General features: G+C 74.9%; 24 protein-coding genes and 1 pseudogene. 12 read left to right on the forward strand and 13 right to left on the reverse strand.

Annotation, left to right across the window (positions count from 1 at the left end; all coding sequences use genetic code 11):
• The first annotated feature begins 39 nt into the window (after positions 1 to 39).
• On the forward strand, positions 40 to 324 hold the full coding sequence (locus ACIA8Q_RS14895) for a metal-sensitive transcriptional regulator (RefSeq protein WP_387899950.1): 285 nt from the start codon (positions 40 to 42) through the stop codon (positions 322 to 324).
• Positions 325 to 382: 58 nt separating this feature from the next.
• Positions 383 to 1,330 carry a hypothetical protein gene (locus tag ACIA8Q_RS14900; RefSeq protein WP_396317257.1) on the forward strand — a complete coding sequence of 316 codons (948 nt, stop codon included), beginning with the start codon at positions 383 to 385 and terminating at the stop codon, positions 1,328 to 1,330.
• Between the two features lie 136 nt (positions 1,331 to 1,466).
• On the opposite strand, the gene metF is transcribed toward ACIA8Q_RS14900, so the two are convergent.
• Positions 1,467 to 2,441, reverse strand: coding sequence for a methylenetetrahydrofolate reductase [NAD(P)H] (gene metF, locus ACIA8Q_RS14905; RefSeq protein WP_360223468.1), 975 nt, complete (start codon positions 2,439 to 2,441; stop codon positions 1,467 to 1,469).
• A gap of 265 nt (positions 2,442 to 2,706) precedes the next feature.
• On the opposite strand from metF, the gene ACIA8Q_RS14910 reads away from it, so the two are divergent.
• Positions 2,707 to 3,021 (forward strand): cation transporter, encoded by a 315-nt coding sequence (locus tag ACIA8Q_RS14910; protein WP_360223465.1) that lies wholly within the window; start codon positions 2,707 to 2,709, stop codon positions 3,019 to 3,021.
• A gap of 170 nt (positions 3,022 to 3,191) precedes the next feature.
• Here ACIA8Q_RS14910 and ACIA8Q_RS14915 read toward each other — a convergent pair whose 3' ends face one another.
• Positions 3,192 to 3,818, reverse strand: coding sequence for a TetR/AcrR family transcriptional regulator (locus ACIA8Q_RS14915; RefSeq protein ID WP_360214265.1), 627 nt, complete (start codon positions 3,816 to 3,818; stop codon positions 3,192 to 3,194).
• Between the two features lie 213 nt (positions 3,819 to 4,031).
• Between ACIA8Q_RS14915 and ACIA8Q_RS14920 the strand changes: the two genes are divergently transcribed.
• Positions 4,032 to 5,645, forward strand: coding sequence for an FAD-dependent monooxygenase (locus ACIA8Q_RS14920; RefSeq protein ID WP_396317258.1), 1,614 nt, complete (start codon positions 4,032 to 4,034; stop codon positions 5,643 to 5,645).
• Positions 5,646 to 5,706: 61 nt separating this feature from the next.
• On the opposite strand, the gene ACIA8Q_RS14925 is transcribed toward ACIA8Q_RS14920, so the two are convergent.
• Positions 5,707 to 6,111 carry a DUF4345 domain-containing protein gene (locus tag ACIA8Q_RS14925; RefSeq protein WP_387899957.1) on the reverse strand — a complete coding sequence of 135 codons (405 nt, stop codon included), beginning with the start codon at positions 6,109 to 6,111 and terminating at the stop codon, positions 5,707 to 5,709.
• Between the two features lie 87 nt (positions 6,112 to 6,198).
• Here ACIA8Q_RS14925 and ACIA8Q_RS14930 point away from each other — a divergent pair, with 87 nt between their 5' ends.
• The 4 genes from ACIA8Q_RS14930 to ACIA8Q_RS14945 all read left to right on the forward strand — a co-directional run bounded on the left by ACIA8Q_RS14930 (position 6,199) and on the right by ACIA8Q_RS14945 (position 9,303).
• The gene (locus ACIA8Q_RS14930; protein ID WP_360214271.1) at positions 6,199 to 6,840 is read left to right on the forward strand and encodes a helix-turn-helix domain-containing protein; all 642 of its coding nucleotides are present in this window, start codon (positions 6,199 to 6,201) and stop codon (positions 6,838 to 6,840) included.
• Between the two features lie 158 nt (positions 6,841 to 6,998).
• Positions 6,999 to 8,246 carry a cytochrome P450 gene (locus ACIA8Q_RS14935; RefSeq protein ID WP_396317259.1) on the forward strand — a complete coding sequence of 416 codons (1,248 nt, stop codon included), beginning with the start codon at positions 6,999 to 7,001 and terminating at the stop codon, positions 8,244 to 8,246.
• A gap of 192 nt (positions 8,247 to 8,438) precedes the next feature.
• A complete protein-coding gene (locus tag ACIA8Q_RS14940) occupies positions 8,439 to 8,876 on the forward strand; it encodes a helix-turn-helix transcriptional regulator (RefSeq protein ID WP_360214275.1) in 438 nt (145 codons plus the stop codon).
• A 10-nt stretch (positions 8,877 to 8,886) separates the two neighbouring features.
• Positions 8,887 to 9,303 carry a VOC family protein gene (locus ACIA8Q_RS14945; RefSeq protein WP_360214277.1) on the forward strand — a complete coding sequence of 139 codons (417 nt, stop codon included), beginning with the start codon at positions 8,887 to 8,889 and terminating at the stop codon, positions 9,301 to 9,303.
• 101 nt (positions 9,304 to 9,404) lie between these two features.
• Here ACIA8Q_RS14945 and ACIA8Q_RS14950 read toward each other — a convergent pair whose 3' ends face one another.
• The 4 genes from ACIA8Q_RS14950 to rpe form a co-directional block, all read right to left on the reverse strand.
• The gene (locus ACIA8Q_RS14950) at positions 9,405 to 10,358 is read right to left on the reverse strand and encodes a Gfo/Idh/MocA family protein (RefSeq protein ID WP_396317260.1); all 954 of its coding nucleotides are present in this window, start codon (positions 10,356 to 10,358) and stop codon (positions 9,405 to 9,407) included.
• A 73-nt stretch (positions 10,359 to 10,431) separates the two neighbouring features.
• Positions 10,432 to 13,059, reverse strand: coding sequence for a hypothetical protein (locus ACIA8Q_RS14955; RefSeq protein WP_396317261.1), 2,628 nt, complete (start codon positions 13,057 to 13,059; stop codon positions 10,432 to 10,434).
• Between the two features lie 131 nt (positions 13,060 to 13,190).
• Positions 13,191 to 14,150 carry a pirin family protein gene (locus tag ACIA8Q_RS14960; RefSeq protein WP_360214279.1) on the reverse strand — a complete coding sequence of 320 codons (960 nt, stop codon included), beginning with the start codon at positions 14,148 to 14,150 and terminating at the stop codon, positions 13,191 to 13,193.
• Between the two features lie 172 nt (positions 14,151 to 14,322).
• Complete coding sequence (rpe, locus tag ACIA8Q_RS14965) at positions 14,323 to 15,006, reverse strand: ribulose-phosphate 3-epimerase (RefSeq protein ID WP_360214281.1); 684 nt, start codon at positions 15,004 to 15,006, stop codon at positions 14,323 to 14,325.
• A gap of 324 nt (positions 15,007 to 15,330) precedes the next feature.
• On the opposite strand from rpe, the gene ACIA8Q_RS14970 reads away from it, so the two are divergent.
• Complete coding sequence (locus ACIA8Q_RS14970) at positions 15,331 to 16,182, forward strand: hypothetical protein (RefSeq protein WP_360214283.1); 852 nt, start codon at positions 15,331 to 15,333, stop codon at positions 16,180 to 16,182.
• 108 nt (positions 16,183 to 16,290) lie between these two features.
• Here the strand turns inward: ACIA8Q_RS14970 and ACIA8Q_RS14975 are convergent, their stop codons facing one another.
• The 5 genes and pseudogenes from ACIA8Q_RS14975 to ACIA8Q_RS14995 form a co-directional block, all read right to left on the reverse strand.
• Complete coding sequence (locus ACIA8Q_RS14975) at positions 16,291 to 16,920, reverse strand: C39 family peptidase (RefSeq protein ID WP_360214285.1); 630 nt, start codon at positions 16,918 to 16,920, stop codon at positions 16,291 to 16,293.
• 232 nt (positions 16,921 to 17,152) lie between these two features.
• Positions 17,153 to 17,650: pseudogene (locus ACIA8Q_RS14980) on the reverse strand (DUF4188 domain-containing protein); the annotation flags it as partial.
• Between the two features lie 124 nt (positions 17,651 to 17,774).
• Complete coding sequence (locus ACIA8Q_RS14985; protein ID WP_360214287.1) at positions 17,775 to 18,392, reverse strand: TetR/AcrR family transcriptional regulator; 618 nt, start codon at positions 18,390 to 18,392, stop codon at positions 17,775 to 17,777.
• 124 nt (positions 18,393 to 18,516) lie between these two features.
• Positions 18,517 to 19,503 (reverse strand): aldo/keto reductase, encoded by a 987-nt coding sequence (locus ACIA8Q_RS14990; protein WP_360214289.1) that lies wholly within the window; start codon positions 19,501 to 19,503, stop codon positions 18,517 to 18,519.
• A gap of 326 nt (positions 19,504 to 19,829) precedes the next feature.
• The gene (locus ACIA8Q_RS14995; protein WP_396317262.1) at positions 19,830 to 21,209 is read right to left on the reverse strand and encodes a pyridoxal-phosphate dependent enzyme; all 1,380 of its coding nucleotides are present in this window, start codon (positions 21,207 to 21,209) and stop codon (positions 19,830 to 19,832) included.
• A 345-nt stretch (positions 21,210 to 21,554) separates the two neighbouring features.
• On the opposite strand from ACIA8Q_RS14995, the gene ACIA8Q_RS15000 reads away from it, so the two are divergent.
• Positions 21,555 to 23,012, forward strand: coding sequence for a glycosyl hydrolase family 18 protein (locus ACIA8Q_RS15000; protein ID WP_396317263.1), 1,458 nt, complete (start codon positions 21,555 to 21,557; stop codon positions 23,010 to 23,012).
• 173 nt (positions 23,013 to 23,185) lie between these two features.
• Here the strand turns inward: ACIA8Q_RS15000 and ACIA8Q_RS15005 are convergent, their stop codons facing one another.
• Positions 23,186 to 24,433: an acetylhydrolase gene (locus tag ACIA8Q_RS15005; RefSeq protein WP_360214295.1), complete on the reverse strand. Its 1,248-nt coding sequence runs from the start codon at positions 24,431 to 24,433 to the stop codon at positions 23,186 to 23,188.
• Between the two features lie 373 nt (positions 24,434 to 24,806).
• On the opposite strand from ACIA8Q_RS15005, the gene ACIA8Q_RS15010 reads away from it, so the two are divergent.
• Together ACIA8Q_RS15010 and ACIA8Q_RS15015 are read left to right on the forward strand one after the other, a co-directional pair.
• Complete coding sequence (locus ACIA8Q_RS15010; protein ID WP_360214296.1) at positions 24,807 to 25,949, forward strand: serine hydrolase domain-containing protein; 1,143 nt, start codon at positions 24,807 to 24,809, stop codon at positions 25,947 to 25,949.
• A complete protein-coding gene (locus ACIA8Q_RS15015) occupies positions 25,946 to 26,503 on the forward strand; it encodes a hypothetical protein (RefSeq protein WP_360214298.1) in 558 nt (185 codons plus the stop codon). Before ACIA8Q_RS15010 ends, ACIA8Q_RS15015 begins: the two co-directional genes overlap by 4 nt.
• Positions 26,504 to 26,578 lie beyond the last annotated feature (75 nt).

A 26,578-nucleotide genomic window follows, 5' to 3' on the forward strand; every position in this document is an offset into this window, starting at 1 on the left:
GGCCGGCAGCGCCCCGCCGGAGCTCCCGAGGAGGCCCGCATGACCGGCTACCGGCACGACCAGGACCGCCTGCGGCGCCGACTGCGCCGGATCGAGGGCCAGGTCCGCGGCCTCCAGCGGATGGTCGCCGACGACACCTACTGCATCGACGTGCTCACCCAGGTCTCGGCCGCCACCAAGGCCCTCCAGTCCGTCGCCCTGCTCCTGCTCGACGGCCACCTCGCGCACTGCGTCCAGGACGCCGTCGCCGACGGCGGCACCGCGGCCGCCGACACCAAGGTCGCCGAGGCCTCCCGCGCCATCGCCCGCCTCCTGCGCGCCTGACCCCTCCACCCGCGCCGCATCCGCCCGCGCCCGCCGCCCACCACCGAGGAGACCCGCCATGAACACCGCCCTGAAGATCACCGCCTTCACCGCCGGGCTCACCGCCGCCTTCGGCCTCGCCCTCGGCGTCGGCCACGCCACCGGACGCGGTCCCGCCCCCGCGCCCGCCGGCACCACCGGGCACGGCGGACACGCCGGACACGCCGAGGCCGCGACCCCGGCCGACCACCTGCCCGGCGGGCTGCAGGTCTCCGAGCGCGGCTACACCCTCAGCCTCGACGACCCCTTCGTCACCGCCGGCACCCCCACCGACCTGCGCTTCCGGATCCTCGGCGCCGACGGCCGGGCCGTCACCGCCTTCCAGCCCTCGCACGAGAAGGAACTGCACCTGATCGTCGCCCCGCGCGACCTCTCCGGGTACCAGCACCTGCACCCCACCCGCGCCGCCGACGGCACCTGGAGCGCCACCGCCGCGCTGCCGGCCGCCGGCACCTACCGGGTCTTCGCGGACTTCACCCCCGCCGGCGCCACCGAGGGCCTCACCCTGGGCGCCGACCTGCACGCCACCGGCGACCTGCGGCCCGCGCCATTGCCCGAGACCGGACGGACCGTCACCGTCGACGGCTACACCGTCGCCCTCGGCGGCGAGCTCACCCCCGGGCGCAGCGGGCGGCTCACCCTGACCGTCACCCGGGACGGCCGACCGGTCACCGACCTCCAGCCCTACCTCGGCGCCTCCGGCCACTTGGTCGCCCTCCGGGCCGGGGACCTCGCCTACCTCCACGTCCACCCGGACACCACCGCCCCGGGTCCGGAGATCGGCTTCACCACCACCGCGCCGAGCGCCGGGAGCTACCGGCTCTTCCTGGACTTCAAGCACCAGGACGCCGTGCACACCGCCGCCTTCACCGTCACCACCGAGGGCGCCGCCGCCCCCGGCCCGGCGGCCGCCCCGGCCGGCGAGCCCGCCCCGACCACCGGGGAGACCGTGGACCACCAGCACTGAGGCCCACCTGCGCGCCGTGCCGGGCGGTCCACCACGGACCGCCCGGCACGGCGGCTTCGGCGGATTCGGCGGCGGGGCGGCGCCCGGCCCGGGATCGGGTCCGGGATCGGGTCCGGGATCGGGATCGGGCCGGGTTTCAGGCCCGGGCGCCGGTCAGCGGCCGGTCCTGTGGCGCCGGGGAGCACGACGGCGCCGCGGAGCCCAGTGGCGCCGGGCGGTCCAGTCCCAGGTTCCGGTGGATCTCCAGGGCCGCCGTCGAGCGGTTCAACGTGATGAAGTGCAGCCCGGGCACCCCCTCCCCGAGCAGGCGCTCGGCCATCCGGGTCGCGTGGTCCACCCCGATGCGGTGGGACGCCGCCCGGTCGCCGCGGGCGGCCTCCAGCGCGGCGGCGAGCGCGGGCGGGAAGGAGGCACCGCTCAGCTCGGCGAAGCGGGCGATCTGGCGAACGTCGGTGGCCGGCATGATCTCCGGGATGACCGGGGTGTCGCAGCCGGCCGCCGCCAGCCGGTCGCGCAGCCGCAGGTAGTGCTCGACCTCGAAGAACATCTGGGTGACGGCGTAGTCCGCCCCCGCCCGGCACTTGGCGACGAAGTGCCGGATGTCCTCGGACCAGTCCGCCGAACGCGGGTGGCGCTCCGGGAAGGCCGCCACGCCGACCGTGAACGCACCGCAGCCCCGGACGAGTTCGACCAGTTCGGCGGCGTGCCGCAGGCCCTGCGGATGCGGCCGCCAGACACCGTTCGGGTCCCCCGGCGGGTCGCCGCGCAGGGCCAGCACGTCCCGGATCCCGACGTCCGCGTAGCGCCGCAGGACGGCCTGCAGCTCGGCGGTGGAGTGGCCGACGGCGGTGAGGTGCGCGACGGGGCGCAGCGTGGTCTGGGCGGCGATCCGTTCGGTGGTCCCGATGGTGCGGTCGCGCGAGGAGCCGCCGGCGCCGTAGGTGACGGACACGAAGGTCGGCGCCACCGCCTCCACCCGCCGGATGGCGGCCCACAGGGCGCGTTCGCCGGCCTCGTCCTTGGCGGGGAAGAACTCGAAGGAGTAGGTCCGCTCGCCGGCCGCCAGGATCTCGCGCAGGCCGCGCGGGCCGGGGCGGGTGGTGTGGTCCATGGGGTGCTCACCTCGTGTGGTGGGGTCGGCGGCCTGCCGAGGGGCCGGCCGGCCCGGGATGCCGGCGGGCGTTCCACCCTGCCCCGGAGGGCGCAACAGGACCGCCACAAGGATGACTTGACGATCGCTGGAGGCGGTCCACCCGCCCGCTCCCGGCCGCTCCACACCCCTCTTCAATTACCCCCTGGGGGTATGCTAGCTTCAGTGGTGAAGCAGCCGACCGGATCGCGCGGCCGGCGCCCGGCACGATGACAGGAGCACAGCCATGACCGAGATCGCCGTCACCGTCGAGTCCACCGAGACCGCCTCCTGCTGCGGCTCGTGCGGCACCGGCGCCACCGACGCCCCCGCCGCCGCGACGGCCGGCCCGGCCGTCTTCCAGGTCAAGGGCATGACCTGCGGGCACTGCGTCACCGCGGTGACCGCCGAGCTCCAGCGGATCGACGGCGTGGGCGCCGTCGCCGTGGACCTCGCCACCGGCCGGGTCACCGTCGACAGCACCGCCCCGCTCTCCGACGAGGCCGTCGCCGCCGCCATCGACGAGGCCGGCTACGAGCTGGTCGGCCGCCTGGACGGCTGACGGACCGCGGCACGACGCGGAGCGGCCCCCGACGACCTGGTCGTCGGGGGCCGCTCCGCGTTACCGGGCGGGGGTATGCCGGGCGGGGGTGCGTCAGGTGGGGGTGCGCAAGGAGCGGCCCCGCAGGGCGCGGGCACCCCGGAACGGGGCACCCCCGGCGGCCCGGCCGGTCACCGCGCGTCGGACGGCGCCCGCAACAGGGGGAGGACGACCTCGTCGAGGATCTCGTCGACGACCCGGTCGGGCGGCACCGTCCCGCCGATCAGGAAGGCGTCGCGCAGCAGGTCGAGCGGGAGGGAGAGGACCCGCGGGGTGAGCCGCGCGGGGTCGATCTCGCCCCGGTCGACGGCCCGGCGCATCATCACCTCCAGGCTGCTCACCGGCCCCTGCGCGGTCAGGCCGCCGCGGAAGATCCCGCGGAGCTCGGGGTCGCGCATCAGGTCGACCAGGAACCCGTGCACGGCGTCGGTCGGCAGGTCGTCGAAGCGGTGCAGCAGGCCGCGCAGGAAGAGCGCCAGGTCCGCCTTCAGGTCGCCGGTGTCCGGCGGCTCCCGGTAGTCGGGGGCGTTGCGGCCGAGGGCGGCGACGACGAGCGCCGCGCGGTTCGGCCAGCGGCGGTACAGCACCGGCTTGCTGGTCCGGGCCCGGGCGGCGACGCCGTCCATGGTGAGCCGGTCGTAGCCGTGGTCGGCGAGTTCGGCCCAGACGGCGTCGAGGATCGCCCGTTCCAGCTCGTCGCCGCGGCGCCGCGAGGGCCTGCCGCGGACCTCCTCGCCCACCGGCACGCCGGACGTCACCGGTTCGCCGGGCGCCGCTCCGCCCCTCGCCGCTCCGCCTGCCGCCGATCTGCCCGCTGCCGATCCGCCTGCCGCCGATCCGTCCGCCATCGAGTGCCGCACCCGACCTTCGTCGATTCGTAGATACGTTGCGTTTCTTATCCGGATGAGTCTACAGTCGTGACTAAGAAACGCTCCGTATCTTATGGCCGGATGACCTGGGGGGAACCCGTCATGCGCACTCTCCGAACGACCGACGTCCTGGTGGTCGGCGCAGGCCCGGTGGGCCTCGCCCTCGCCCTCGGACTGGCCCGCGCCGGGATCGACTGCCGCGTCCTCGAACGCGAGCCGCGGTTCCGCGACCGCGGCGTCCGCGGCAAGGGCGTCAACTCCCGGACGCTGGAGGTGTTCGACGACCTCGGCGTCGTCGACGGCATCCTCGCCCGCGGCCGGTCGGACCTCGGGGTCCGCAGCTACCAGGGCGTCCGGATCGTCCACGAGGTCGCCCCTCGGCCCGCCGGCGCCGCGACCCCGGACCGGCCCCACCCCGGCATGCTGCTGCTCGGCCAGCACCACACCGAGGCCGTCCTGCGTGACCGGCTCGCCGGGTACGGCGTCACCGTCGAACTCGACACCGAGCTGCTCGACCACCGGCAGGACCCCGAGGGCGTCCTGGCCACCGTCCGTCGCGGCGCCGCGACGGAACACCTCCGCGCCCGCTACCTGGTCGGCTGCGACGGCGGCCGCAGCACCGTCCGCAAGCTGGCCGGCATCCCGTTCCTCGGCGAGACCTGGGACCAGGAACGCTTCCTGATGGCCTCGCTCGCCGTGGACGGGCTCGACCCCGACCTCATGCACGTCTGGAACCACCCCGACCTCGGCGCGGGCGCCATGGTGCTGGTGCCGATGCGCGAGGACGACAACTGGGCCATCCACGCCTCCGTCCCGCCGAGCGCGGCCGGCGAGCCGCCCGCCCCCACCCTGGACACCTTCCGCCGGCTGTTCGCCGAACGCGCCGGCCTGCCCGGGGTCCGACTGCACGAACCGTCCTGGTCCACGGTGTGGCGGCCGACCGTCCGCATGGTCGAGCGCTACCGCCAGGGCCGGGTCCTGCTCGCCGGTGACGCCGCGCACTGCCACTCCGCGGCCGGCGGCCAGGGCATGAACACCGGTATCCAGGACGCGCACAACCTGAGCTGGAAGCTCGCCGCGGTACTGCGCGGCGCACCCGACGCCCTGCTCGACAGCTACCAGGCGGAACGGCTGCCCGTCGCCGCCACCGTCCTCGCCGCCACCTCCGCCCAGCACAAGGCGCTGTTCTCCGCCGACGGCGCCCGCGCCCTGTCCGCGCAGTTCGCCAGCCTGGCGGGCACCGCGGGCGCCGACCTCACCGGGCTCTCGGTCGGCTACCGGGGCGGCCCGCTCGGCCTCGACCTGGACGACGGCACCGGCATCCGTGCCGGGGACCGCGCCCCGGACGCCCCCTGCGCCACCGCCGACGGCACGCCCACCCGGCTGTTCGACCTCTTCCGCGGCACCCACTTCACCCTGCTGACCCTCGCCGGACGGCCCGCGCCGACCGGCCCGACCGCACCGCCCGGGCGGCCCGACGGGTTCGACGGGCTCGACGGGCTCGACCGACGGGAGTGGCTCGACGGGCTCGAACGGGCCGGTCGCCTGCGCCGGGCCGTCGTCACCGACCCGGGCGGCCACGTCGGCCGCGCCTACGGACTGAGCGGCACGGCCGTCGCCCTGGTCCGGCCGGACGGCTACGTCTCGCTGACGGCGGGGCGGCCGGACCGGGCCGCGCTCACCGCCCACCTGCAGGGCTTCGGCCTGAGCAGCTGAGCGCCTGACCGGCGGGCCGGCGCTCCGGCCGACCGGCGGGCCGGGTCCCTCGGCCCGCCGGTCAGCCCGCCGATCGGGCGCGGGCGGCGGCGGCCCGCTCGTCCGCGTCCGCGAGCAGGAAGTACACCGGGGACAGGCCCAGTTCGACCACCATCAGCACCACCTGGAACCCGTCCGGCCACCCGGCCACCGCGGTCGACAACACCCGGCCGAGCCCGCCCAGCAGGAACACCGCCGTCAGCCACCGCACCGCGTGGGCCGGCACCGGCGACTGCCGGACGGCCCACAGCCAGGCCGCGCCGTAACCGGCGAAGATCGCGCCCATGAACCGGCCGAAGCTGTCGACCGTCGCACCGGCGTCCTCCTCGCCCGGGATCGCCGCGTTCCCCGCCAGCAGGTGGTAGAAGCCGATCGCCACGCAGGCGACCCCCATCGTCCACCCGAGCACCCGCAGAACCCTGGCCATGAACCCACCACCCGTCGGACGGTTAGTTGACACGTGTCCACTTAGCTAGCGCGCGCTAGTGGACACGTGTCAAGTAGCCTTCGCCGCATGCCAGTCCACCAACGGCGCCGCCGCCTGTCCCCCGCCGACCGACGCGCCCAGCTGCTCTCCGTCGGCGCCCGGCTCTTCGCCGCCCGCCCGTACGAGGAGGTGCTGATGGAGGAGGTCGCCGAACAGGCCGGCGTCTCGCGCGCCCTGCTCTACCGTCACTTCCCGGGCAAGCACGACCTGTTCGCCGCCGTCTACCGGCAGGCCGCCGACGAGCTGCTCGCCAAGTCCCGCTTCGACTCCGCCGACACCCTGCTCGAACAGCTCGTCGAGGGCATGGACGCCCATCTGGACTACTTCGTCGCCAACCGGCACGCCGTGCTCGCCGCCAACCGCGTCCTGGCCGGCGACCCGGTGATCCAGACGATCATCACCGGCGAACTCGACACCCTGCGCGGCCGCCTGCTCGGCGTCCTCCCCCTCACGGACGAGACGGCCCGGCGGGCGGTCTCACAGGTCCTCGGCAGCTGGCTGGTGTTCGTCCGGGTCCTGGTCGTCGACTGGCTCACCGAGGAGAGCTGCACCCGCGAGGAGCTGCGCGACGCCTGCATCGGCGCGGTGCTCGGCGCCCTGCGCCCGCTGCTGCCCGCCGACGCGGCCGCCGGACCGAGTGCCGACCCGACCGCTGACCCGAGCCACTGAGAATAACCCCCGACCACCGGCGGGAACCCCGTTCGGCAGGGGCGGAATCGCTACCATCGGGATCCAAGGGGAAACACGCCCAAAGGCACCAATTTCCCATGAAAATAACACAGTTGGATCCTCACCTCAGCGCTGGACCCCGACCCCCGAAGGGACCCATGTCCTCCGCCGCACCCGACACCGGGACCGACCTCCCCCCGCTCCACCGGCTCCCCGTCACCCCCGCCCGGGCGCCCCACCCCACCACCCTGCCCGACGGCACCCCGGCCTGGCTGGTCACCCGCTACCACGACGTCCGACAGGTCCTCACCGACCCGCGCTTCACCCGCGGCGACCTGCACACCGTCGGCACCCCCGGCGGCGGCGCCGACGTGGCCAGCAACCCCGCCTCCCTGTTCAACCAGGACGGCCCCGCCCACCGCCGGCTGCGCAGCACCGTCCAGCGCGCCTTCACCGCCCGCGCCATCGCCGACTGGCAGCCCTGGGTCGCCGAGGCCGTCCAGCAGGCCGTCGACGCGCTCGCGGCCGCCGGCCCCCCGGCCGACCTCGTCACCGCCTTCACCCGCCCGGTGCCCTTCGCCGTCACCACCCGCCTGATGGGCCTCGACGGCGACGGACCGGACCACCTCGACGCGGAACGCCTGCGCCGCTGGACCCGCGCCGTCCTCGCCGACGGCGGGGCGGACACCCCCGCCACCCAGGACCGGTCCGCCGAGGACCCCGCCAAGGACCCCGCCCAGAACCCGGAGAGCGCCCTCGCCGAGTACGCCGCCTTCACCGCCGAACTGATCGCCCGCCGGCGGCGCACACCCGGCGACGACCTCGTCAGCCGCCTGGTGCACGCCGCCGACCAGGACGGCAGAGTCCCCGAGGAGTCGCTCGTCCACCTCGTCTGCGGGCTCACCGCCAGCGGCAACGAGAGCGTCACCGGCGCCCTCGGCAACGCCCTGGTCTACCTGCTCGGCGAACGCCCCGAGCACTGGCCCCGCCTCGCCGACCCGGACACCACCGAGCGCACCACCGAACGCCTGCTCCACTTCATCCCCCTCGGCGACGACGAGGCCACCACCCGCCGCGCCACCGAGCCGGTCGGCATCGGCGGCGTCGACATCCCCGCCGGCGCCGTCCTCGCCGTCAACCTGGGCAGCGCCAACCGCGACCGCGCCGTCTTCCCCGACGGCCTCGACGCCGACCTCGACACCGCCCTCCCCGCCCCCACCCTCGCCTTCAGCGCCGGCCCCCACTACTGCCTCGGCGCCTGGCGGATGCGGCTCGAGATGCGGGAGTCCCTCCGCCGCCTCGCCACCGCCCTCCCCGGCCTGCACCTCACCACGCCCGTCCACCGGATCGCCTGGCAGCTCGGCACCACCACCCGCAGCCCGGCCCGCCTCCCGGCGGCCTGGTGACCACGCGCCGCCGGGGCGGGCCGACCCGCCCCGGCGGCCCGCCGGACACCCCTCCTGACACACCCGCACACACGTTCAACCCACCACCTCCACAGCACAATTGGCCGGATTCCCGGTTCCCGTCCGGCACTGTCCGCACCCCGCCCCGGCAACGGCGCGACCCGGCCCGGTCGGCCCGCTAGGCTGGCCGGCATGTCCCGTGCGTCCCGTGTGCCACTCCCCGACCTCGTCCGGCTGCGCCAGGCCCGTGATCGCATGGACCGCGAGTACGCGCAGCCGCTGGACGTCCCCGCGCTCGCCCAGACCGCCCTGATGTCCCCCGGCCACTTCTCCCGCAGCTTCCGCACCGCCTTCGGCGAGACGCCGTACGGCTACCTCATGACCCGCCGGATCGAGCGCGCCATGGCGCTGCTGCGGCGCGGCGACCTCTCGGTGACCGACGTCTGCATGGCGGTGGGCTGTACCTCGCTGGGCTCGTTCAGCACCCGGTTCACCCAGTTGGTCGGCGAGAGCCCGAGCGCCTACCGGGCCCGGGACCACTACGAGGACGCCGCCGTCCCGGCCTGCGTCGCGAAGGTCTACACCCGGCCGGTCAGGAACGGAGAAGCAGGAGGTCCGGGAGCTAAGTAGCGTGAAGGACATGGACATCAAAGTTGGACAGACCTTCATCACCGTCGACGACCACGACAAGGCGCTCGGCTTCTACCGTGACGCGCTGGGCCTCGAGGTGCGCAACGACGTCGCCTTCGGGGACCTCCGCTGGGTGACCATCGGCTCGTCCGCGCAGCCGGAGGTGGACATCGTCCTGGAGCCCCCGCTCGCCGACCCCAACGCCGACGACGCCGACCGCAAGGCCGTGGCCGACCTGATGGCCAAGGGCCTGCTGCGCGCGGTGATCTTCCGCACCGAGGACTGCGACGCCACCTTCGAGCGGATCCGCGCCGCCGGCGCCGAGGTCATCCAGGAGCCGATCAACCAGCCGTACGGCGTCCGCGACTGCGCCTTCCGCGACCCCGCGGGCAACATGGTCCGCTTCAGCCAGCCGCGCACCAACTGACCACCCCCCGGGCGGCCCCCTGAACCGCCCCGAACACCCCCCCCCCGAACGGGTCCGCCCACCCCCGGTGCGCGGACCCGTCCGCGTGCGTACGGTGCCTGTCAGGCCGGCGGCCGTCCCGCTCCCGGCACCGCGTGATGGATCGCGGTGATCGTCGCGGTGGCGTCGAAACCGAGCACCGGGTCCGGCCGTCCGGAGAGCAGGCTGGCGTAGAGCGGACGGTAGTGGGCGACCTTCCGGGGAGTCCGACCGTCGTTGCCGAAGTCGGCCAGCAACTCACCGCCCCGAGCCGCGAATCCGGTCATGGCGGTGTGATCGATCCACACCTCCACCCCTGAGCGGCCGAGCACCAGACTGCTCTCCTTGCTGCTGGACCCGGTCAACCAGCTGCTGCGCAGCCGCGCCGTGCCCGTCCCACCCCGAGAGCGGAAACCCACCGAGCACCAGGCGCTGGCGCCACCGTCCGTCTCCCGGGCGGAGGTGAGCTCGGTGAGCTCGACGAAGCGGGTGAGCATGCTGAGCTGATTCACGCCCGAGTCCATCCAGCTGGAGACGTACGAGGCGAAGGCTTCGGGCCCCCGGAGGACGTAGGGGTCGTAGAACGCCGAGGTGACGGTCGTGACCGGCCCCCAGTCGGGGTGCCCGGCCAGCAGCTCCGCCGCCCATTCCACCTCGGGCGAGAAGGCGAAGTGGTGCGCGGTGAACAGCCGGCCCCGAACGTCGACCTCGCCGTCCAACGCACGCAGCCCCGCGAGGGTGGCCAGGTCGTGGACGAGCGGCTTCTCGACGAGCACGCCGGCCGTGGACCGGAGGAGGGCGGCGGTCGCCAACTCGGCGTGCGTCTCCGTCGGGGTCGCGAGGACCACCAGGTCAGGCTGGTGCAGGTCGAGCGCGGCGGCGAGGCTGCCGTAGTGGGGCGGCACGGCGCCCCGGAAGTCGACCGCCCCTGACGGCCGCGGGTCGACCGTGAACTCCAGTTCCACGTCGTCCCGTTCGGCCAGGACGGCGAGGTGCGTCGCGGCGATGATGCCGACCCCGACCAGACCGACTCGCACAGGTTCGACTCGCGCCGGGTCGATCATGAGATCCCTTCCCCTCGTCCGGCCCCACCCCGCGGGCCCTGGTGTCTCATCGTCGCGCGGCCACCTCGGCCCACCGGCCCAACGACACGGCCGGAGCATCGACCCATTCCACCCGCGGGTCGTGCTCCACTGCCTGGGGGACGCCCTCGATCCAGCTGGTCACGATCGGCACCCAGTAGGTGTTGCCGCCCGACCTGCGGGTTCGCGCATCGAGCTCGGCCCGCGTGCGCCGGGCGCCGTCGTGGTCTCCGCCGATGATCCTCAGCAGGATCTGGGCCACGTCGGCCAGGTTGTGGCCGCCACGGTAGCCGATGCCGTCCGCCAGCTGCCGGGTGCCCCCGACGGCCCGCCCCGCGGCCTCCTGGTCACCGGCCACCGCGTGCACGACCGCCTCGGCGGAACGGATCTTGACCAGCTCGACCGGATTGGGCACCAGGTCGAGCAGGTCCCGCGCCCGGGCCGCCGCTTCCGACACCGCCGCCGTGTCACCCGACCAGCAGGCGGTCTGCGCCAGGTTGGCCAGCGCCTTCGCCTCCGCGGCGGCCAGGCCCTCACCCCGGGCCAGGTCGATCGCCTCGGTGTACGCGGCGGTCGCCTCGCCGAAGCGGGCGTTGACCCGCCAGATGTGACCGATCAGCCGCAGCCGTTCGCCCTCCTCCTCCGGCCCACGGCTGCGCTGTTCCCGGAGCGAGCCCAGTGCCGTACCGAAACGTCCGTTGAGGTAGTCGAAGTCGCAGAGCCAGTACCGGGCCGCGGCGTCGAACTCCCCTCCCACCAGAGCCCGGTAGATCTCCGCCGCCTTGGTGTAGTCGCCGTGGTTGCGCAACGCGTGCGCGAGGTGGATCTGCACCAGCTGCGCCGTCGGGCTGCCCGGCCGGACGCTCGCCCCCACGCTGTCGAGCAACTCGACCGCCTGCGCGGCGTGGCCCGTACGCCGCAGCTGGACACCCCGTATGGCGGCGAGGACCGCGCGGTACTCAGGCGTCCCAACGCGTTCGGCGGCGAGCCCGGCGCCCAGCTCCGACCACTGTCCCGCCTCGACGAGGCGCTGCGTGGCCCGGGCCATCCAGTCCTCGAAGACCCCGTGCGCCGCCGCGAGCTTGAGACCGGACGTGAGGGCCTGCGCGACGGCGACCCGGCCGGCCGACGGTCCGAGCCGTTCGCCCAGCCAGACGAGAAGCCTGGCCGCGACCTCGCTGCGGTCGCGATCGGACCAGCCGTCCGGCAGCGTCCGGTCCGCCTCACCGATGGCGTGGCGCAGAGCCGCGTGCAGGGCGTACGGCAGGGCGTAGGCGTCGTCGTGCGTCAGGAAGGGCCGGCGCAGGAACCTGGCCACGCTGCCGTGGGAAACGCCGGGCTGCCCCGCCCTCAGCAGGTCGGCACCGACCCGGTCGGTGAGCGCGGCGGTGCGGACGAGGTCGCGTTCCTCCCGCGGTAGATCCCGGATCGAACGGGTGGCCACCGCCGTGAACGAGCCTCCGAAGTCCGCCGCCGACGGCTGCCCGCCGCGGGCGAGGAGGGCGACGAAATGCGACACCGACAGGTCCAGGTACAGGGGCAGGCCCTGACCGCCGGCGATGATGCGCCGACGGACCTCGACGGGCACGGCGGGCTCGCCGTCCCGGACGAGGGCCTCCCGGAGGTAGCTGTCGGCGTCGGAGTCCGACAGGTAGCCGACGAGGTGCTGGCGGGGTTCCACGGTGTCGTTGCTGAAGTGCAGGTTGGGCCAGCACTGCTGGCCGGTGAAGTCCAGCTCGTCGCCCGCGCCCGCGTCGGCCCAGTCGACGCGGTTGCGGCCGGTGATCACGAACAGCACGTTGGGCATCAGGTAGGCGCAGCGCTGGATCAGACGCTCCACCGCGCGGTCGGCGCGCCCGTTGACCACCTCGAAGGTGTCCAGGAACACGCACACCGTGGGCCGCCGGGCCGGTCGGCCGGTCGGCGGCAGCCGGTCCAGGTCCCAGGCCAGCAGGTACGGGAAGTAGGAGAGGGTGTCGTAGTCGGCGTCGGCCTCGACCAGTTCGGCGAACAGCTCGCAGTCGGCCAGCAGCCGTCCCTCACGCACCCGGTCCCGGATGGCGCGGTAGGTGGCCAGGGCCGCACGCTGAGCCAGCCCGGTCAGCCCGCCGAGGCCGGCTGGGTCGACGTCCCGCACCGTCTCCGCGATCTGGTCACCGAGGCCGATGCTCCGCGAGGCCCGGCGCAGCGACGGAGAGGTGTCGAGGAAGTCCTGCAGGGCCTCCCCGGGGTGCGCACGGGCCCAGTACGAGGCCAGCGCCAGGTCGAACGCCTGCCACCGGCTCCCCAACTGGCCCAATCCGGCCCGCAGCCGAAGCAGCAGGCCCTCGATGTCGCACGCGCCGTCCTCGGACAGGTCGACCCGGACGGCCAGGACGTCGTCACGTCCCTCGGCCGTCGCGTCGGCGAGCAGTCGGCGCTCGAGCTCGTGGGAGAGCGTCGTCTTGCCTATGCCGCCGACCCCGTACAGCGTCAGGACGTTGCGGCGCCCCTGCGCCCGGTCCACCACCGGTGATACCTCGGCCTCGTCCAGCGTCCGGCGCAGGCACTCCACCGATCTACTGAAGGCCGCCACTTCGTCGACCCGGTTGGTGAAGACCTGCTGCGCCGTGACGGTGGACGACAGCCCGCTCATGAACGCGGCCCGAAGGTTCACCCGTGCCATCCTGCCCCCTTCTCCACGCCGCCCCGGATCCGGTCCACCTCACCCGGGGGTTCGCGATCTGAAATCCTGTCAGCCCGTGGCGGCGTGCCACAAGTCACCGCTCGGCGTCCGCGTGCCGCGCGTCAGCGCTCGCGGCCGCGGGGCTTCAGCGGGGTGGCGGGCAGCTCCGGGGCCGGGAGGCGGGCGCCGGCGTAGCCGTGGACGGTACCGAAGCGCGACCCCGTCTCCCAGTCGGTGCGGGCCCGGGCGATCTCCTCGGTGGAGCGGCCGATGAAGTTCCACCACATGACGATCCGCTCCTCGAAGGGCTCGCCGCCGAGGAGGAGGACGGCGGCGTCCGTGCGGGCGAGGAGGGGGAGTTCGCGGCGGCCGCAGCCGAGGTAGAGCAGGGAGCCGGGCTCGACGGGGACGCCGTCGACGTCGACGCCGCCGGACATGGCGAGGACGGCGTACTCGAAGTCGGGGACGAGGGGGAGCCGGAGGTCGGCACCCTCGATGAGGGTGAGGTCGGCGCCGACCAGCGGCGTGTAGGCGGTGCCGGGGGACGTCGCGGTGTCGAGGGTGCCGAGGATGACGGTGCCGTGCAGGCCGCGGGCCGTGACCACGGGCAGGTCCGCGTGGTGTTCGAAGGCGGGGGCGGTGTGCCGGTGGGCGTCCGGGAGGGCGACCCAGAGCTGGGCGCCGTGCAGGAACCGGGCGTGCGGGCGCGGGGACTCCTCGGAGTGCGAGATCGCCCGGCCGGAGGTCATCAGGCCCAGTTCGCGGGGGCGGACGGTCTGCAGGCTGCCGAGGCTGTCGCGGTGCAGCACCTCGCCCTGGTGGAGCCAGCTGACGGTCTGGAGGCCCGTGTGGGGGTGCGGCGGGACCTGCATGCCGGGCTCGTCGGCGATGTCGTCGGGGCCGTAGTGGTCGACGAAGCACCAGGCGCCGACCATCCGGCGGCCCAGGTTGGGGAGCAGGCGGCGGACCACCGTGCTCTCGCCGAGCGGGACCTGACGGCCGGTGAGCAGGTCCCGCACCGGGCCGGTGTCGGCCTCGCGGCCGCAGGCGGTCGGGGCGGGCTTGCGGTCGAGGTTGCTCATGTGCACTGCACCACCGTGCGGAGAGGGGCCGGGCGAGGGGCGTTCGGCACCGATCCTCCAGGACGGCCGGCGGTTCCTCCACCACACGCCGGGCGGGTCCGCGCGGTTCGACCCGCTCGGACCCGCCCGGACCCGCTGGGACCCGCCACTGCCGGGTCCCTGCCCACGGGGCTCAGTGCGAGCAGGCCCACCAGGCGTCGGCGGTGGCCGCGGCCGCGAGGTCCCGCAGCTTGCCGACGGCGGCGGCCGGGTCCTCGGCTCCGTAGACGGCCGAGCCGGCCACGAACACGTCGGCGCCGGCCTCGGCGCAGCGCTCGATGGTGCTCGCCGAGACGCCGCCGTCGACCTGCAGCCACAGTTCCAGGCCGTGCTTGTCGATCAGCTGCCGGGTGCGGCGGATCTTCGGCAGCATGATGTCCAGGAAGGCCTGGCCGCCGAAGCCGGGCTCGACGGTCATGATCAGCAGCATGTCGAGCTCGGGCAGCAGGTCCTCGTACGGCTCAATCGGCGTGGCCGGCTTGAGCGCCATCGAGGCGCGGGCGCCCTTGGCGCGGATCTCCCGGGCGAGCCGGACGGGCGCGGCGGCGGCCTCCACGTGGAAGGTGACGGAGCCGGCGCCGGCCTCGACGTACTGGGGGGCCCAGCGGTCCGGGTCCTCGATCATCAGGTGGCAGTCGAGCGGGATGTCGGTGGCGCGGGCGAGGGACTCGACGATCGGCACGCCCAGGGTCAGGTTGGGCACGAAGTGGTTGTCCATCACGTCCACGTGCAGCCAGTCGGAGCCCCTGACGGCCTCGGCCTCCTCGGCGAGCCGGGCGAAGTCCGCGGACAGGATGCTGGGGTTGATCTGCGCCATTACCGACTACCTTCACACGAGGGTTCACACGAGAGCGCCGACGGGCGTCCGCACGGGTATCCGCCCCGGCGTCCACGCGTGGCCGAGGCGCCCCGGGAACGGACACCTCACCCCCATCATCTCGCGCCACCGGTGCACCGGGCGCCCGCCCCCTCCCCCGCGTGACCGTCATCACACCGCGCGCGGGGTTACCCCGGCGGCGGCCGGGGCCATCAGCAGGGGGACGACCCGCACGCCCGGGCCGCCGGCGCCCGCCGGACGCGGGCCCTCCCGCTTCGCCGCACCACCGCGCGTTCCCGTGTCCCCGTGAGGAAGGTCCCCGCCATGGCCGATGTCGTCCACCCCGCCCGAGCCCTGTGGTGGCTCTTCGAGCCGGTGCACGCCGTCACCTACTTCGTGCCCGAGGGCCGGGACGCCTTCGAGGCGGTCGGGCTGCACGGCGCCTGGCGCGGCTACTTCGCCAGCCGTTCGGCACCGCTGGGCGCGGTGGACGCGGCACCGGTGACGGCCGCCTTCTTCAACTTCGCCCCGGCGCTGGTCGAGCGGGCGCTGCCCGAGGTGTGGACGCACGCCGGCCCGGAGGAGGCGCTGGCCGCCCGGCTGAAGGGTTCGGCGGACGCGCTGGCCCGGCTGCTGGAGCACGTGCCGCAGGAGCAGGTCGAGCTGGTGGCGGAGGCGCTGGAGCGGGCCGCGGGCCGGCTGGACTGCGTCGGCCGGGTGCTCGCCGCCGCCAACGCCGCGCTCCCCCGGCCCACCGGGCTGTACGAGCGGCTCTGGCAGGCCGCCACCGTGATGCGCGAGCACCGCGGGGACGGCCACGTGGCCGCCCTGGTGACGGCCGGGCTGGACGGCTGCGAGGCACTGGTGGTCCGCTGCGCGATGGACATGCGGCGGGAGATGATCCAGCCGCTGCGCGGGTGGACGGACCAGGAGTGGGAGGCGGCCGCGGCCCGGCTGGTCGAGCGGGGCTGGCTGACCCCCGAGGGCACCGTCACCGAGCTCGGCCGGATCCGGCACCAGTCCCTGGAGGCCGCCACCGACCTGGCCGCGGCACGGGTGTGGGAGAACTACCCGCGGGCCGAACTGGACGCCCTGGCGTCCGCGTTGAAGCCGATCTCGGCGCTCTGTCGGGGCAGCCTCCCGGTCAATCCGGCCGGACTGCCGGACAAGCCGTAGCCCTCGGCCCCGTGGCGCCCGGCCGGTCAGGGCCGGGCGCCGAGAGGCCGGGTGCCAGGAGACCGGGCACCGGGAGGCACGACGACCGTCGTCGCACCCAGCCGGCCGTCACGTCCCCGGCGGCCCGAGGACGATGCCCCGCCCGGAGTAGAACCGCGCGAAGGCCCGCCACGGAACGTGTGCGAAGGACTGCGACTCCCCCGGAAACCCGGACGGGTTGTGGAGGACCACCGCCGTCTCCGTGGTGCCGACCGCCAGCACCAGGTGCCCGCCCCGCCGGACCGGCTCCGGACCGGCCGGCTCGCGGATCGCCGGATGCACCGACACCATCACCAGCCCCCCGTCGGCCACCGCGGCGGAGACCTCCTCGGGCGTCAACTCCGCGGCCCGCGCGGCCAGTCCCCAGCGCTCCCGGGCGTAGGCGGCGAACGGGGTGTGGATCAGTCCGCGCAGGCTCTCGCCGTCCCGGACGTAGGCACCCGCCGCCACGCACTCCTCGGCCAGGGTCAGCGCCGGCGGCGCCAGGCCCCACCAGTGGTCGAGCGCCATCCGCAGGCAGGCGACCCCGCAGAGCCGCCACGACCACCACGCGTACTCCTCCGGGGTGCCCGCGCCGGACTGCCCCCAGCGCGGGTCCTCGGCCGCGTCGACCTGCCCGTCGATGATCGCCCGCACCAGCTCCGCCGACTCCCACTGGGAGTGGTACGGCACCTGGTGCACCACAGCCTCGTCCGCCATCCCCCGACGCTCCCACACCGCGCCGACGGACCGACCCGCGACACTCCCTGCAGGCCCCCGGTCAGGCGGCGCCGCCCTCCGCGGCGGCCTTCCCAGCAGCCTTCCCGGCGGCTTTCCCGGCGGCTTTCCCGGCGGCTTTCCCGGCGGCCGACGCGCCGCTCGTCTCACCCACGCCGCCCTCCCCGGCCGCCCCGGTCCCTCCCGCCGCCCCGGCCGCCCCGGCCCCGCCCTCCGTCCCGGACCGGAACGCCAGCCGCGCCGCCGCGTGCCGCCCGCGCTCCTCCACCGGCAACGAGCCGGTGGCGCCGGCGAGGCCGAACGGCGGCATGTCGAAGTAGATCGACTCGTATCCGCCCTCCGGCACGATGTACGTCTCGTGCCAGAGCCCGACGTGCTGCCGGGCCTTCCCCTCCCGCAGCTTGCGGTTGGCGATGCCCCACACGGTGTGGTGGAAGCCGTCCGGCGCGGTGGCGTACCGGTACAGCTTCTCCTTGGACTCCCAGTACTGCACGACGTAGTAGGTGCGCGGCGAGGCGGTGAGCAGGATGCGCCCGCGCAGGCCCCGTTCCGGGCTGCGGGCGAGTTCGTGCAGCATCCGGAACATCGCGAACATGACCGGGCCCCAGTGGTGGACGGCCCAGAAGCGGTTGATCCGCATGCCGATGAGCAGCACCACGGTGTCGCCGGTGGCGGCCGCGGTGGTGTAGCCCGGTGCCGCCTTGGCGAACATCGAGCGGACGAACGTCGTTCCCGTGGACATCCCGACCTCCCCGTACCCGTTCCGCACCCCATGTAAGCGGTGATTACATCAGGGCCCGGTAACCCGGTCAAGGCTCCCCGCGGGCACAAGTCGGTTACTGCGGAGGGCGGTTGGCGATCCCCTGACCGAAGGTGTCCAGCACCTGCACGACCAGCTCCTCCGCCTTCTCGGCCGGCAGGTACCCGTCCACGATCATCTGCGCCAGCCCGTACACCAGCGCCTGCCCGGCCAGGCCCACCAGCAACGGGTCCCCGGGGCGCAGCCGGCCGGCCTCCTGGTCCGCCACGATCATCCCGGTCAGCGCCCGGTCGATGCCGTCCAGCTGCTCCCGCAGCTCCGGCTCCCGCGAGGCCGTGAACACCCGCGACCGCACCAGCTCGAAGCGGCGCGGATGACGCAGCGCGTACCGGACGAACCCGAGCCCGATCGCCCGCATCACCGAGCCGCCCGCCGCCTCCACCGACGCCGCCTCGGCCTCCTGCCAGCGCGCGAAGTCCGCCAGCACCCGGTCCGCCAGCGCCGTCAACAACGCCTGCCGGTCCGCGAAGTGGCGGAACGGCGCCCCCGCCGACACCCCCGCCCGGCGCGCCACCTCCCGCATGCTCACCTTGTCCTGCCCGCACTCGTCGAGCAGCTCGAACGCCGCCCCGACCAACGCCTCCGGCAGGGACCCGTGATGGTACGAGCTGCGCCCGTCAGGCCGTTCCGTCATACCCGCCTTGCTACCACAACGACCGGCCGCCACCACCACCACGCACCATCGGCACCGGCGCACCGCGCACCACCGCCACCGCCACCGCCAGCAGGACCCGGTCGGTGGCGGCGGCGGGCGCGGGCTACCAGGCGTAGTCCTCCGGGGCCGGCCGGTGGCCGGGGAAGATCTCGTCGAGGCGGTCGAGGGTCTTCTGGTCGAGCTTCAGGTCGACGGCGGCGACGGCCGCGTCGAGGTGGGCCGGGGTGCGGGGTCCGATGATGGGGGCGGTGACGGCCGGGCGGGAGAGTAGCCAGGCGAGGGCGAGGTCGGCGGGGTCGGTGCCGAGCTCGTCGGCGAGGTCCTCGTAGGCCTGGAGGCGCTCGCGGTGGGTCTCCAGGAGCGCGCCGGCGTGCTCCAGCGCACCGCGGACGCGGGTGCCCTCGCGTTCCTTGCGCAGGATGCCGCCGAGGACGCCGCTGCGCAGCGGGGACCACGGCAGCAGGCCGAGGCCGTAGTGCTGGAGGGCGGGGACGACCTCCAGTTCGACGGTGCGGTCGAGCAGGTTGTAGAGGGACTGCTCGCTGACCAGGCCGAGGAAGTGCCGGGCGCGGGCGGCCTCCTGGGCCTGGGCGATGTGCCAGCCGGCGAAGTTGCTGGAGCCGACGTAGATGACCTTGCCCTGGGCGACCAGGAGCTCCATCGCCTGCCAGATCTCCTCCCAGGGCGTGTCCCGGTCGATGTGGTGCATCTGGTACAGGTCGATGTGGTCGGTCCGGAGTCTGCGCAGACTGGCCTCGACGGCCCGGCGGATCGCGAGGGCGGAGAGCCGCCCCTCGTTGGGCCAGTCGCCCATCGGGGCGTAGGCCTTGGTGGCGAGCACGGTGCGCTCGCGGCGGCCGCCGCCCTGGGCGAACCAGCGGCCGATGATCTCCTCGGTGCGGCCCTTGAGGTTGCCCTCGCCGTCGCGTCCGTAGGCGTTGGCGGTGTCGAAGAAGTTGATGCCCCGTTCGTGGGCGGTGTCCATGATGCGGTGGGCGTCGGACTCCTCGGTGTAGGGGCCGAAGTTCATGGTGCCCAGGCAGAGTCGGGAGACGGTCAGGCCGGTGCGGCCGAGGTGGGTGAACTCCATGGGCTCCACCTTCGGCCGCACCGGCACCGGTGTCCAGCACCTCCCGCCCTCCGGGACGGCCCCGGGGCCCCTGACCACCCCGACGGCGTTCACGCCCCCGCCGGCCCGACCGCCCCGGTGGCGTTCACCGCCCGTGCGTGGCGAACTTCCTTACGGCGAGCGGCACGCAGAGCGTGAGCAGCACGGCGCTCCACACCAGCGAGGCCGCGACGGCGTGCTGCACGGGCCAGGCGTCGCCGGCGGCGGAGGGGTTGCCGAAGAGCTCCCGGCAGACCCACCCCCTGACCGCCCCCTGCCCCCGGCCCGCCCGCGGCGCGGCGCGGCGCCTAGCGGACCGCCCCCGCCGGGAGCACCGCGACCGCCCGCCCGTCCACCAGCACCAGCGCGGCCGGGTACGTCCCGCCGAGCGCCTCCCGCACCTCGGCCGCCGACTGCCCGACCCCGACCGTCGGCAGCGCCGGGCCCAGCAGCCCGGCCACCGGGTCGCCGGGCTTCGCCGTGCCGTCCGCGAGCGCGGCGGCCAGCACCGCGTGCGACACCGAGCCGACCACCTCCGTCGCGCTCACCCCGTACGGGCGTGCGGCCCGCGCCAGGACGGCCGGCGCGACACCGCCCGGCGCGGTGCGCAGCGCCTCCAGCGCCCCGCCGACGGTCGCGTCCGCGGTCACCGTCGCGAGCGGGCCGACGGTGTCCAGGAAGGACCGCAGCGCCCCCTCCCCCGGCTCCTCCAGGAAGCCCCACCGCCGCATCCAGTCGTCGCTGTGCACCTTGGACAGGTAGGAGCGCCCGGAGTCCGGCAGCAGGACCACGACCAGGTCGCCCGGCCCGAGCCGGCGCGCCACCCGCAGGGCCGCGGCGACGGCGGTGCCCGAGGAGGGGCCGGCCAGGATGCCCTCCTCCCGGGCGAGCCGGCGGACCGTCAGCAGGGACTCGCGGTCCGGCACGCGCTCGAAGGCGTCCGCCACGTCCCGCCGGTAGGCCTGCGGCCAGCGGTCCTCGACGGTGTCGGGGTGGAGGAAGTGGCCGATGCTCTCGACGAAGTAGGGGCTGCCGTCCCCGCCGCCGTAGAGCGAGGCCTCCGGGTCGGCGCCGATCACCGTCACCTCGCCGCCGGACACCCGCTTGAGGTGGCCGCCGGTGCCGGAGATGGTCCCGCCGGTGCCGACGCCCGCGACGAAGTGGGTGATCCGGCCCCCGGTCTGCTCCCAGATCTCGGGGCCGGTGCCGCGCACGTGAGCGTCCGGGTTGGCCGGGTTGTCGTACTGGTTGGCGAGCCAGGCGCCGGGGATCTCCCGGGCGAGCCGCTCGACGACGTTGAACAGGTGCGCCGGGTCCTCCGCGGGCACCGTGGTGGGCGCGGTCACCACCTCCGCGCCGTACGCCCGCAGGATGTCCGACTTCTCGGCGCTGGAGCGGTCGGACACTCCGGCGATGACCCGGTAGCCGCGCTGCCGGCCGACGATGGTGAGGCCGATCCCGGTGTTGCCGGAGGTCGCCTCGATGATCGTCCCGCCGGGTCGGAGCAGCCCGTCCCGTTCGGCGGCGAGCACCATCGAGAGCGCGGCGCGGTCCTTGACGCTGCCTCCGACGTTGAGGAACTCCGCCTTGGCGTAGACCGGCGTGGCGAGCCCGGCGCCCAGGCGGGCGAGGCGGAACAGGGGCGTCCCGCCGATCGCGTCGAGAACGGATTCGTGCACTGCCGCCATGGCGGGCTCCTTCGCTCGGTGTCCGACCGAGCCTGCCCGACCGCGGGGTCCGGTAGCCGCGACGGCGCGAACTCGCCGCACGGAACCGCACGGAACCGCACGGGAACCGGAAGGGAGCCGGAAGGGAGCCGGAAGGCAATCACAGAAACCGCGGAAGCCCGCGCCCGACGGGAGCCGGACACCACGCCCGGAGGCCGGTCACGCTCGCACGCACCCGACCGCCCGTCAACCCGTTCTCCCGAACCCGCCCGCACCGACCGGCCCGGCCGCTACGCTGCCCGCGCGACCACGCCCGGCACCCGTCCGGGCACTTTCCGTGATCGAAAACGCCGAGGGAGAGCCGCCATGAGCGAACTGGTGCACCCGTCCGACCCCGGACTCGACGGGCTGGCCGTCGACGCCGCCGAACGGACCTACGCCGAGAACGGCTTCGACCCGGCGACGGAGGACCGCCGCCTCTCCTACACGCCCTGCCGGGTCGCCAAGCCCGTCTTCAACACCTACCGGCGCAGCGGCCACCAGACGGTCTCCGGTTTCCTGGACACCTCCTGGGCCTACGACAGCCGGCTGACCCAGGACGGCGGGGCCGAGGGCGGGCCGGGTGCGGACCTCACCGGGATCGTCGCCGCGGACGGCGCCTTCGACGAGCTCGTCCTCGGCCTGGTCGGCATCGTCGGCGACCGCGGCGCGCTGGCCGCCGCCACCGCCCAGGCCGCGCAGGACTTCGGCGTCCCGGCCACCGACCACGGCGCGGTCGTCTTCACGGACGCGTGGAGCGCCGTCGCCGCCTACTTCGGCTACGGCTTCGACGGCTGGGTCTCCAACGACTACCGCGCCCTGTTCGACCAGCAGCGGGCGCAGGGCCTGCTCGGTGCCGCGCGCCGCCTCCAGGAGCGCAGCCCCGGCCTGGCCGTCGGGCTGCACGTGGGCGGCTGGGAGCTGGGCGAGGCCTTCGGTGCCGTCGCCCGGGACGCCGCCGCGCGCCGCCGGTTCGCGGACTCGGTCGCACGACTCCTCGGCCGTTTCCCGATGTTCTCCACGCTCCACCTGGACTGGCGCTGGCCGGACGGTGCGGAGCAGTACGCGGCGCTGGTCCGCGAGACCAGGGCCGCGCTGACCGCCGCCGGGGTCCGCGCCACCATCGCCGTCGCCGTCCCGGCCGTCCCGGCCCAGCTGGCCGCGATGAACGTCCCGCTGCTGCTGCACTCGGGCGCCGACCGGCTCGACCTGATGTCCTTCGACCTCTTCGGCAGCCCCTGGTCGGCCGGGCTCGGCCACCACTCCTCGCTGCGCGACGTCGACACCGCCGTCACCCGGCTGACCGACGGGCTCGGCGTGGACCCGCGCCGCATCCACGTCGGCTACGCCACCACCACCCGCAACGCGCGCCGGGCCCGGGTCGAGGCGGTCTCGCCGCTGCGCGGCGGCTACCAGGGGGACGCGGGCGGGACGCTCGGTTCGTTCCGTCCGGGGGTGAGCACCTACGCCGACGTGCTGCGCCACCACCTGGACCTGGAGAACGGCCGGGGCCGCAACGGCTTCGAGCTGTACACCGACACCGCCGCCAACGCCGACTTCCTGTACAGCCCCGCCAGCGGCGTGTTCCTCTCCCTCGACACCCCGCGCTCGGTGCGCGCCAAGGCGGAGTACGTGCGGGCCCGCGGTCTGGGCGGCCTGTTCGCCGAGCACGCCGCCGCCGACCCCGGCCTGCTCACCAACGCCGCCCGCGAGGGCCTCGGGCACACGGCCACCGCGGCGGTCGTCGACATGAAGCCGTTCTACGTCACCGGCCGCGAGCAGTAGCCCGCCCGCGGTGGAGCGGCGGGCCGGCGGATCGGCCCCCGCTCCACCGCGTCCCCGGCCTCCCGGTCGCGCCGGCCCGGACTCCTGGCTGCGGCCGCGCCCCCGCCGGTGCGCCCCCGCGGCCGCCCCCCGAGGGTCACGCCCTCCGCAGCCAGGCCCCACGGCCCCGGGTCTCACCCGAGGAAGGTCACCGCCGGGAAGGCCGGGGAGGGCCCGTCGAGCAGGTGGTCCCGGCGCTCGCGCAGGTGCTGGTCGAAGAACGCGAGCGGGTACGCCTGCTGGATCCGCACGCCCTGGTCGGGGTCGAGGGTGCCGATCACGTCCTGGAGCTGTTGCCCGCTCCACCCGACCAGCTTCGCCACCTGCGGGAACAGCGCCTCGTCGTCGCCGTACGACACGTGGGCGGCGCCCTGGGCCTGGACGGCCAGCCGCCAGCCCCGCAGGAGCGTCCAGAACCGGGCGACGGCCGGTTCCTGCGTCGGGGTCTTCTCGGCGGTCATCAGCATGAACGGACGGTCCAGGTCGCCGGTGAGCGGCGGGTTCATCAGCATCGGGGCGTCGAGGCTGAGCCCGGCCCTGATCCGCCGGTCGTCGAGCATCGCGCAGGCGGTGGCGGACCCGCCCTTCGACCAGCCGAACGCGCCGATGCGGTGGGGGTCGAGGCCGCCGAGCAGTCCGGCCGGGAGCGCGCGCCGCTCGGCGTCCGGGTTGCACCCGGCGGCGAGCTGCTCGACGGCGTCGAGGACGGAGCGCAGGTCGGCGGCGAAGCCCCTGGGGAGGCTGGCGTCGGTCGGGTGGTCGAGCGGGGCGACGAGCCGCCCGTCGGGGAACTCCGCGAAGGTGTCGTAGGTGTGGGCCACCGTCACGACGGCGTAGCCGTGGCTGGCGAGTTGCTGGACGATGGTCGTGTGGTCGCCCTGGTGGCTGTGCGCGCCGTGCGAGTACAGGAGGACGGGCAGCCGCCGGCCCGACCGCAGCACCGGGGCGCCGACGTGGCCGGAGGTGACCGGCGCCAGGTCGGCCAGCGCGCCGAACCCCACGGCGTCGAGGTACGCCTTCAACGGGGCGGGCTGCATCCAGGGCGCCACCGGGAACCGTTCGACGTCCCGGGCGGGGTACCAGACGGTGACCATCAGCTCGCGGAAGTGCCCGGGGCCCGCGATGTCGTCCGGGCGTGACCGGTCGACGAGGTGCAGCTGGACGGTGCCCACCGGGTGCGGTCCGGTCGGGGCGGGCAGCGTGAGCCGGGTCGGGGCGGGCGCGGACGGACCCGGGCCGGCCGGGGCTCCCGGTGCGCCCTGGTCCGCCCGGGCGGGGCCGGCGACGGCGGCGAGCGGCACGGCGGCTCCGGCGGCCAGCGCGGCTCCGAGCACGCGGCGGCGCGTCACGTCCCTCGGGCCGGTGGACGTTGTGGCGGTCACGGTGCCTCCTGTGGTGGCGGGTCGTCAATCGGGGTGCCCCGGAGGGTCCGTGGGCAAGGGGAACGCTGTCACGCGCCTCCTGCGGGCGGCATCAGACCGCCGGTCGATCGTCCGCCCGGGGGTCGGCCCACGGATGTACACCCCTGGGCCGATGCAGTCGGCGGTGCCGCCCTCCCCGCCGGGAGCCCGTCGCCCCCGTTCGTCACCGCCCCCCGTCCGTCAAACCGGCCCCGCCCGTCACACCGGTGCGGCCCACCGCGCGGGCTCCGCCCGTCCCGTCGACCCCGGCCTGCGAAAACCCCTCGTACCGGTCGCACCGCTCCCGTAGCGTGGTCCGGTCGATGATCTTGGGGCCGGAAGGACGGGCAGAGCCATGCAGCAGTACCAGGGGTGGGCCGACGAACGCTACGGAGCGGTCGCGGACGCCTTCGCCCGCAACTTCGAGGAGTTCCCCGAACTCGGTGCCGCCGCCACGGTGTTCGTCGGCGGCCGCAAGGTCGTCGAACTGTACGGCGGGACGGCCGACGAGCGCACCGGCCGGCCGTGGACGCCGCGGACCGTCGTCCCGGTCTTCTCCTGCGCCAAGGGCCCGGTGAGCATCCTCGCCCACCTCCTCGCCCAGCGGGGCCGCCTGGACCTCGACGCGCCGATCGCCCGCTACTGGCCCGAGTTCGCCCGGCACGGCAAGCAGGACGTCACCACCCGGATGGTGCTCGGCCACCGCGCCGGCATCCCGGCGCTGGACGCGGTGCTCTCCTTCGAGGAGATCGCCGCCTGGGAGCCCGTCGTGCGGGCGATCGAGGAGCAGCCGCCGCTCTGGGAGCCCGGCACCGGCCACGAGTACCACGGGCACGTGTTCGGCTTCGCCGTGGGCGAGGTGATCCGCCGGATCACCGGGCTGACCCCGGGCGCGTTCCTCCGCGAGGAGATCGCGGATCCGCTCGGCCTGCCGGTCCGGATCGGCCTCCCGGAGAGCGAACTCGGCGATCTGGCAAGGCTGGTGGAGTCGGAGGGCCGCCGCCCGATGCCCGGCCCGGAGCACCTGCTCACCCGGATCGTCACCATGAACGGCGCCCTGGTCTTCCCCGGGCTGGATGCCCCGCACGGCTGGAACGACCCGGCCCTGCACGCGATCGAGCTGCCCGGGGCGGGCGCCGTCGCCTCCGCGACCGGCCTGGCGGGCCTGTACGCGGCGGCCGTGACCGGCCTGGACGGCGGCGAGCGACTGCTGGCGGCGGCGACCGTCACCGACGTGGTGCGCGAACTCTCTTCCGGCCAGGGCTTCCTGGGCTTCGACATGGGCGCCCGCTGGGGCTCGGGCGTGCTGCTCGACTCCCCCGGCTTCCGCGGACTGCTCGGCGCCCGCAGCTTCGGCAACGACGGCGCCGGCGGCCAGTTCGCCTTCGGGGACGACGAGTTCGGCGTCGGCTTCGGGTACGTCGCGAACCGGATGATCGGCCACGGCGACGCCCGGGCGACCAGGCTGATCGAGGCGCTGCGCGGGTGCCTGGCGTGACGGACTTCCTGGCCCGGCTGACCGCGATGGCCGCCACCGGCGGCCTCGGCGACTTCCGTTACAACGCCTCGCTGCCCGCACTCGCCGCCCGCTACGGGGATCCCTGGGACGGCGGGCGGATCCACCGCGCGTCCCGCTGGCCGCACGGCTTCGGCTGGGGCGACGTGGTGACGGTGTTCTGCCACTGCCGCCGGCTCCAGTCGCTCTCGCTTCCGGTCTGGCACGGAGACCTCGAACTGCCGCTTCCCGGGGGCGCGTTGCAGACCCTCGACACCCGGGTCACGGAGTCGTCCCTGGTCGCCGCGCTGACCGCCGCCGGCTGCTCCTGGAACACGGTGACGTACGAGAACCTCCCCGACCAGCGCACCCTGGAGGTGCCGGTGGCCGGGGAGGTCCGGGCGGTGTTCGTCCTCGTCGACCGCGAGGAGCGCGACGCGCCCCCGCTCGACGACTGGCTGCTGCACAAGGCCCTGCTCTGGGGCTACGAGCACACCGACTGCCCCGAGCCGGACCGCTCCGTCCCGGACGACGGCTGGGGCCTGGCGAAGGACTGACGCCCGCCCGCCCACCGCGGGCCCCGTCCCCACCGGCAGGATCCCGTCCCCCGTACGACGTGCGGACGGACCGTT

The sequence above is a fragment of the Kitasatospora sp. NPDC051705 genome (genome assembly GCF_044453265.1).
Classification (GTDB): Bacteria; Actinomycetota; Actinomycetes; order Streptomycetales; family Streptomycetaceae; genus Kitasatospora.

Bases quoted from the DNA above. Each gene is read 5' to 3' on its own strand.
- ACIA8Q_RS14975 (WP_360214285.1), bottom strand. From the start codon at position 16,920: ATGGCGGACGAGGCTGTGGTGCACCAGGTGCCGTACCACTCCCAGTGG.
- ACIA8Q_RS14900 (WP_396317257.1), top strand. From the start codon at position 383: ATGAACACCGCCCTGAAGATCACCGCCTTCACCGCCGGGCTCACCGCC.
- ACIA8Q_RS14930 (WP_360214271.1), top strand. From the start codon at position 6,199: ATGCCAGTCCACCAACGGCGCCGCCGCCTGTCCCCCGCCGACCGACGC.
- ACIA8Q_RS14935 (WP_396317259.1), top strand. From the start codon at position 6,999: ATGTCCTCCGCCGCACCCGACACCGGGACCGACCTCCCCCCGCTCCAC.
- rpe (WP_360214281.1), bottom strand. From the start codon at position 15,006: ATGGCGCAGATCAACCCCAGCATCCTGTCCGCGGACTTCGCCCGGCTC.
- ACIA8Q_RS14985 (WP_360214287.1), bottom strand. From the start codon at position 18,392: ATGACGGAACGGCCTGACGGGCGCAGCTCGTACCATCACGGGTCCCTG.
- ACIA8Q_RS15000 (WP_396317263.1), top strand. From the start codon at position 21,555: ATGAGCGAACTGGTGCACCCGTCCGACCCCGGACTCGACGGGCTGGCC.
- ACIA8Q_RS14970 (WP_360214283.1), top strand. From the start codon at position 15,331: ATGGCCGATGTCGTCCACCCCGCCCGAGCCCTGTGGTGGCTCTTCGAG.
- metF (WP_360223468.1), bottom strand. From the start codon at position 2,441: ATGGACCACACCACCCGCCCCGGCCCGCGCGGCCTGCGCGAGATCCTG.
- ACIA8Q_RS14895 (WP_387899950.1), top strand. From the start codon at position 40: ATGACCGGCTACCGGCACGACCAGGACCGCCTGCGGCGCCGACTGCGC.
- ACIA8Q_RS14940 (WP_360214275.1), top strand. From the start codon at position 8,439: ATGTCCCGTGCGTCCCGTGTGCCACTCCCCGACCTCGTCCGGCTGCGC.
- ACIA8Q_RS14945 (WP_360214277.1), top strand. From the start codon at position 8,887: ATGGACATCAAAGTTGGACAGACCTTCATCACCGTCGACGACCACGAC.
- ACIA8Q_RS14925 (WP_387899957.1), bottom strand. From the start codon at position 6,111: ATGGCCAGGGTTCTGCGGGTGCTCGGGTGGACGATGGGGGTCGCCTGC.
- ACIA8Q_RS15010 (WP_360214296.1), top strand. From the start codon at position 24,807: ATGCAGCAGTACCAGGGGTGGGCCGACGAACGCTACGGAGCGGTCGCG.
- ACIA8Q_RS14990 (WP_360214289.1), bottom strand. From the start codon at position 19,503: ATGGAGTTCACCCACCTCGGCCGCACCGGCCTGACCGTCTCCCGACTC.
- ACIA8Q_RS14920 (WP_396317258.1), top strand. From the start codon at position 4,032: ATGCGCACTCTCCGAACGACCGACGTCCTGGTGGTCGGCGCAGGCCCG.
- ACIA8Q_RS14960 (WP_360214279.1), bottom strand. From the start codon at position 14,150: ATGAGCAACCTCGACCGCAAGCCCGCCCCGACCGCCTGCGGCCGCGAG.
- ACIA8Q_RS14995 (WP_396317262.1), bottom strand. From the start codon at position 21,209: ATGGCGGCAGTGCACGAATCCGTTCTCGACGCGATCGGCGGGACGCCC.
- ACIA8Q_RS14910 (WP_360223465.1), top strand. From the start codon at position 2,707: ATGACCGAGATCGCCGTCACCGTCGAGTCCACCGAGACCGCCTCCTGC.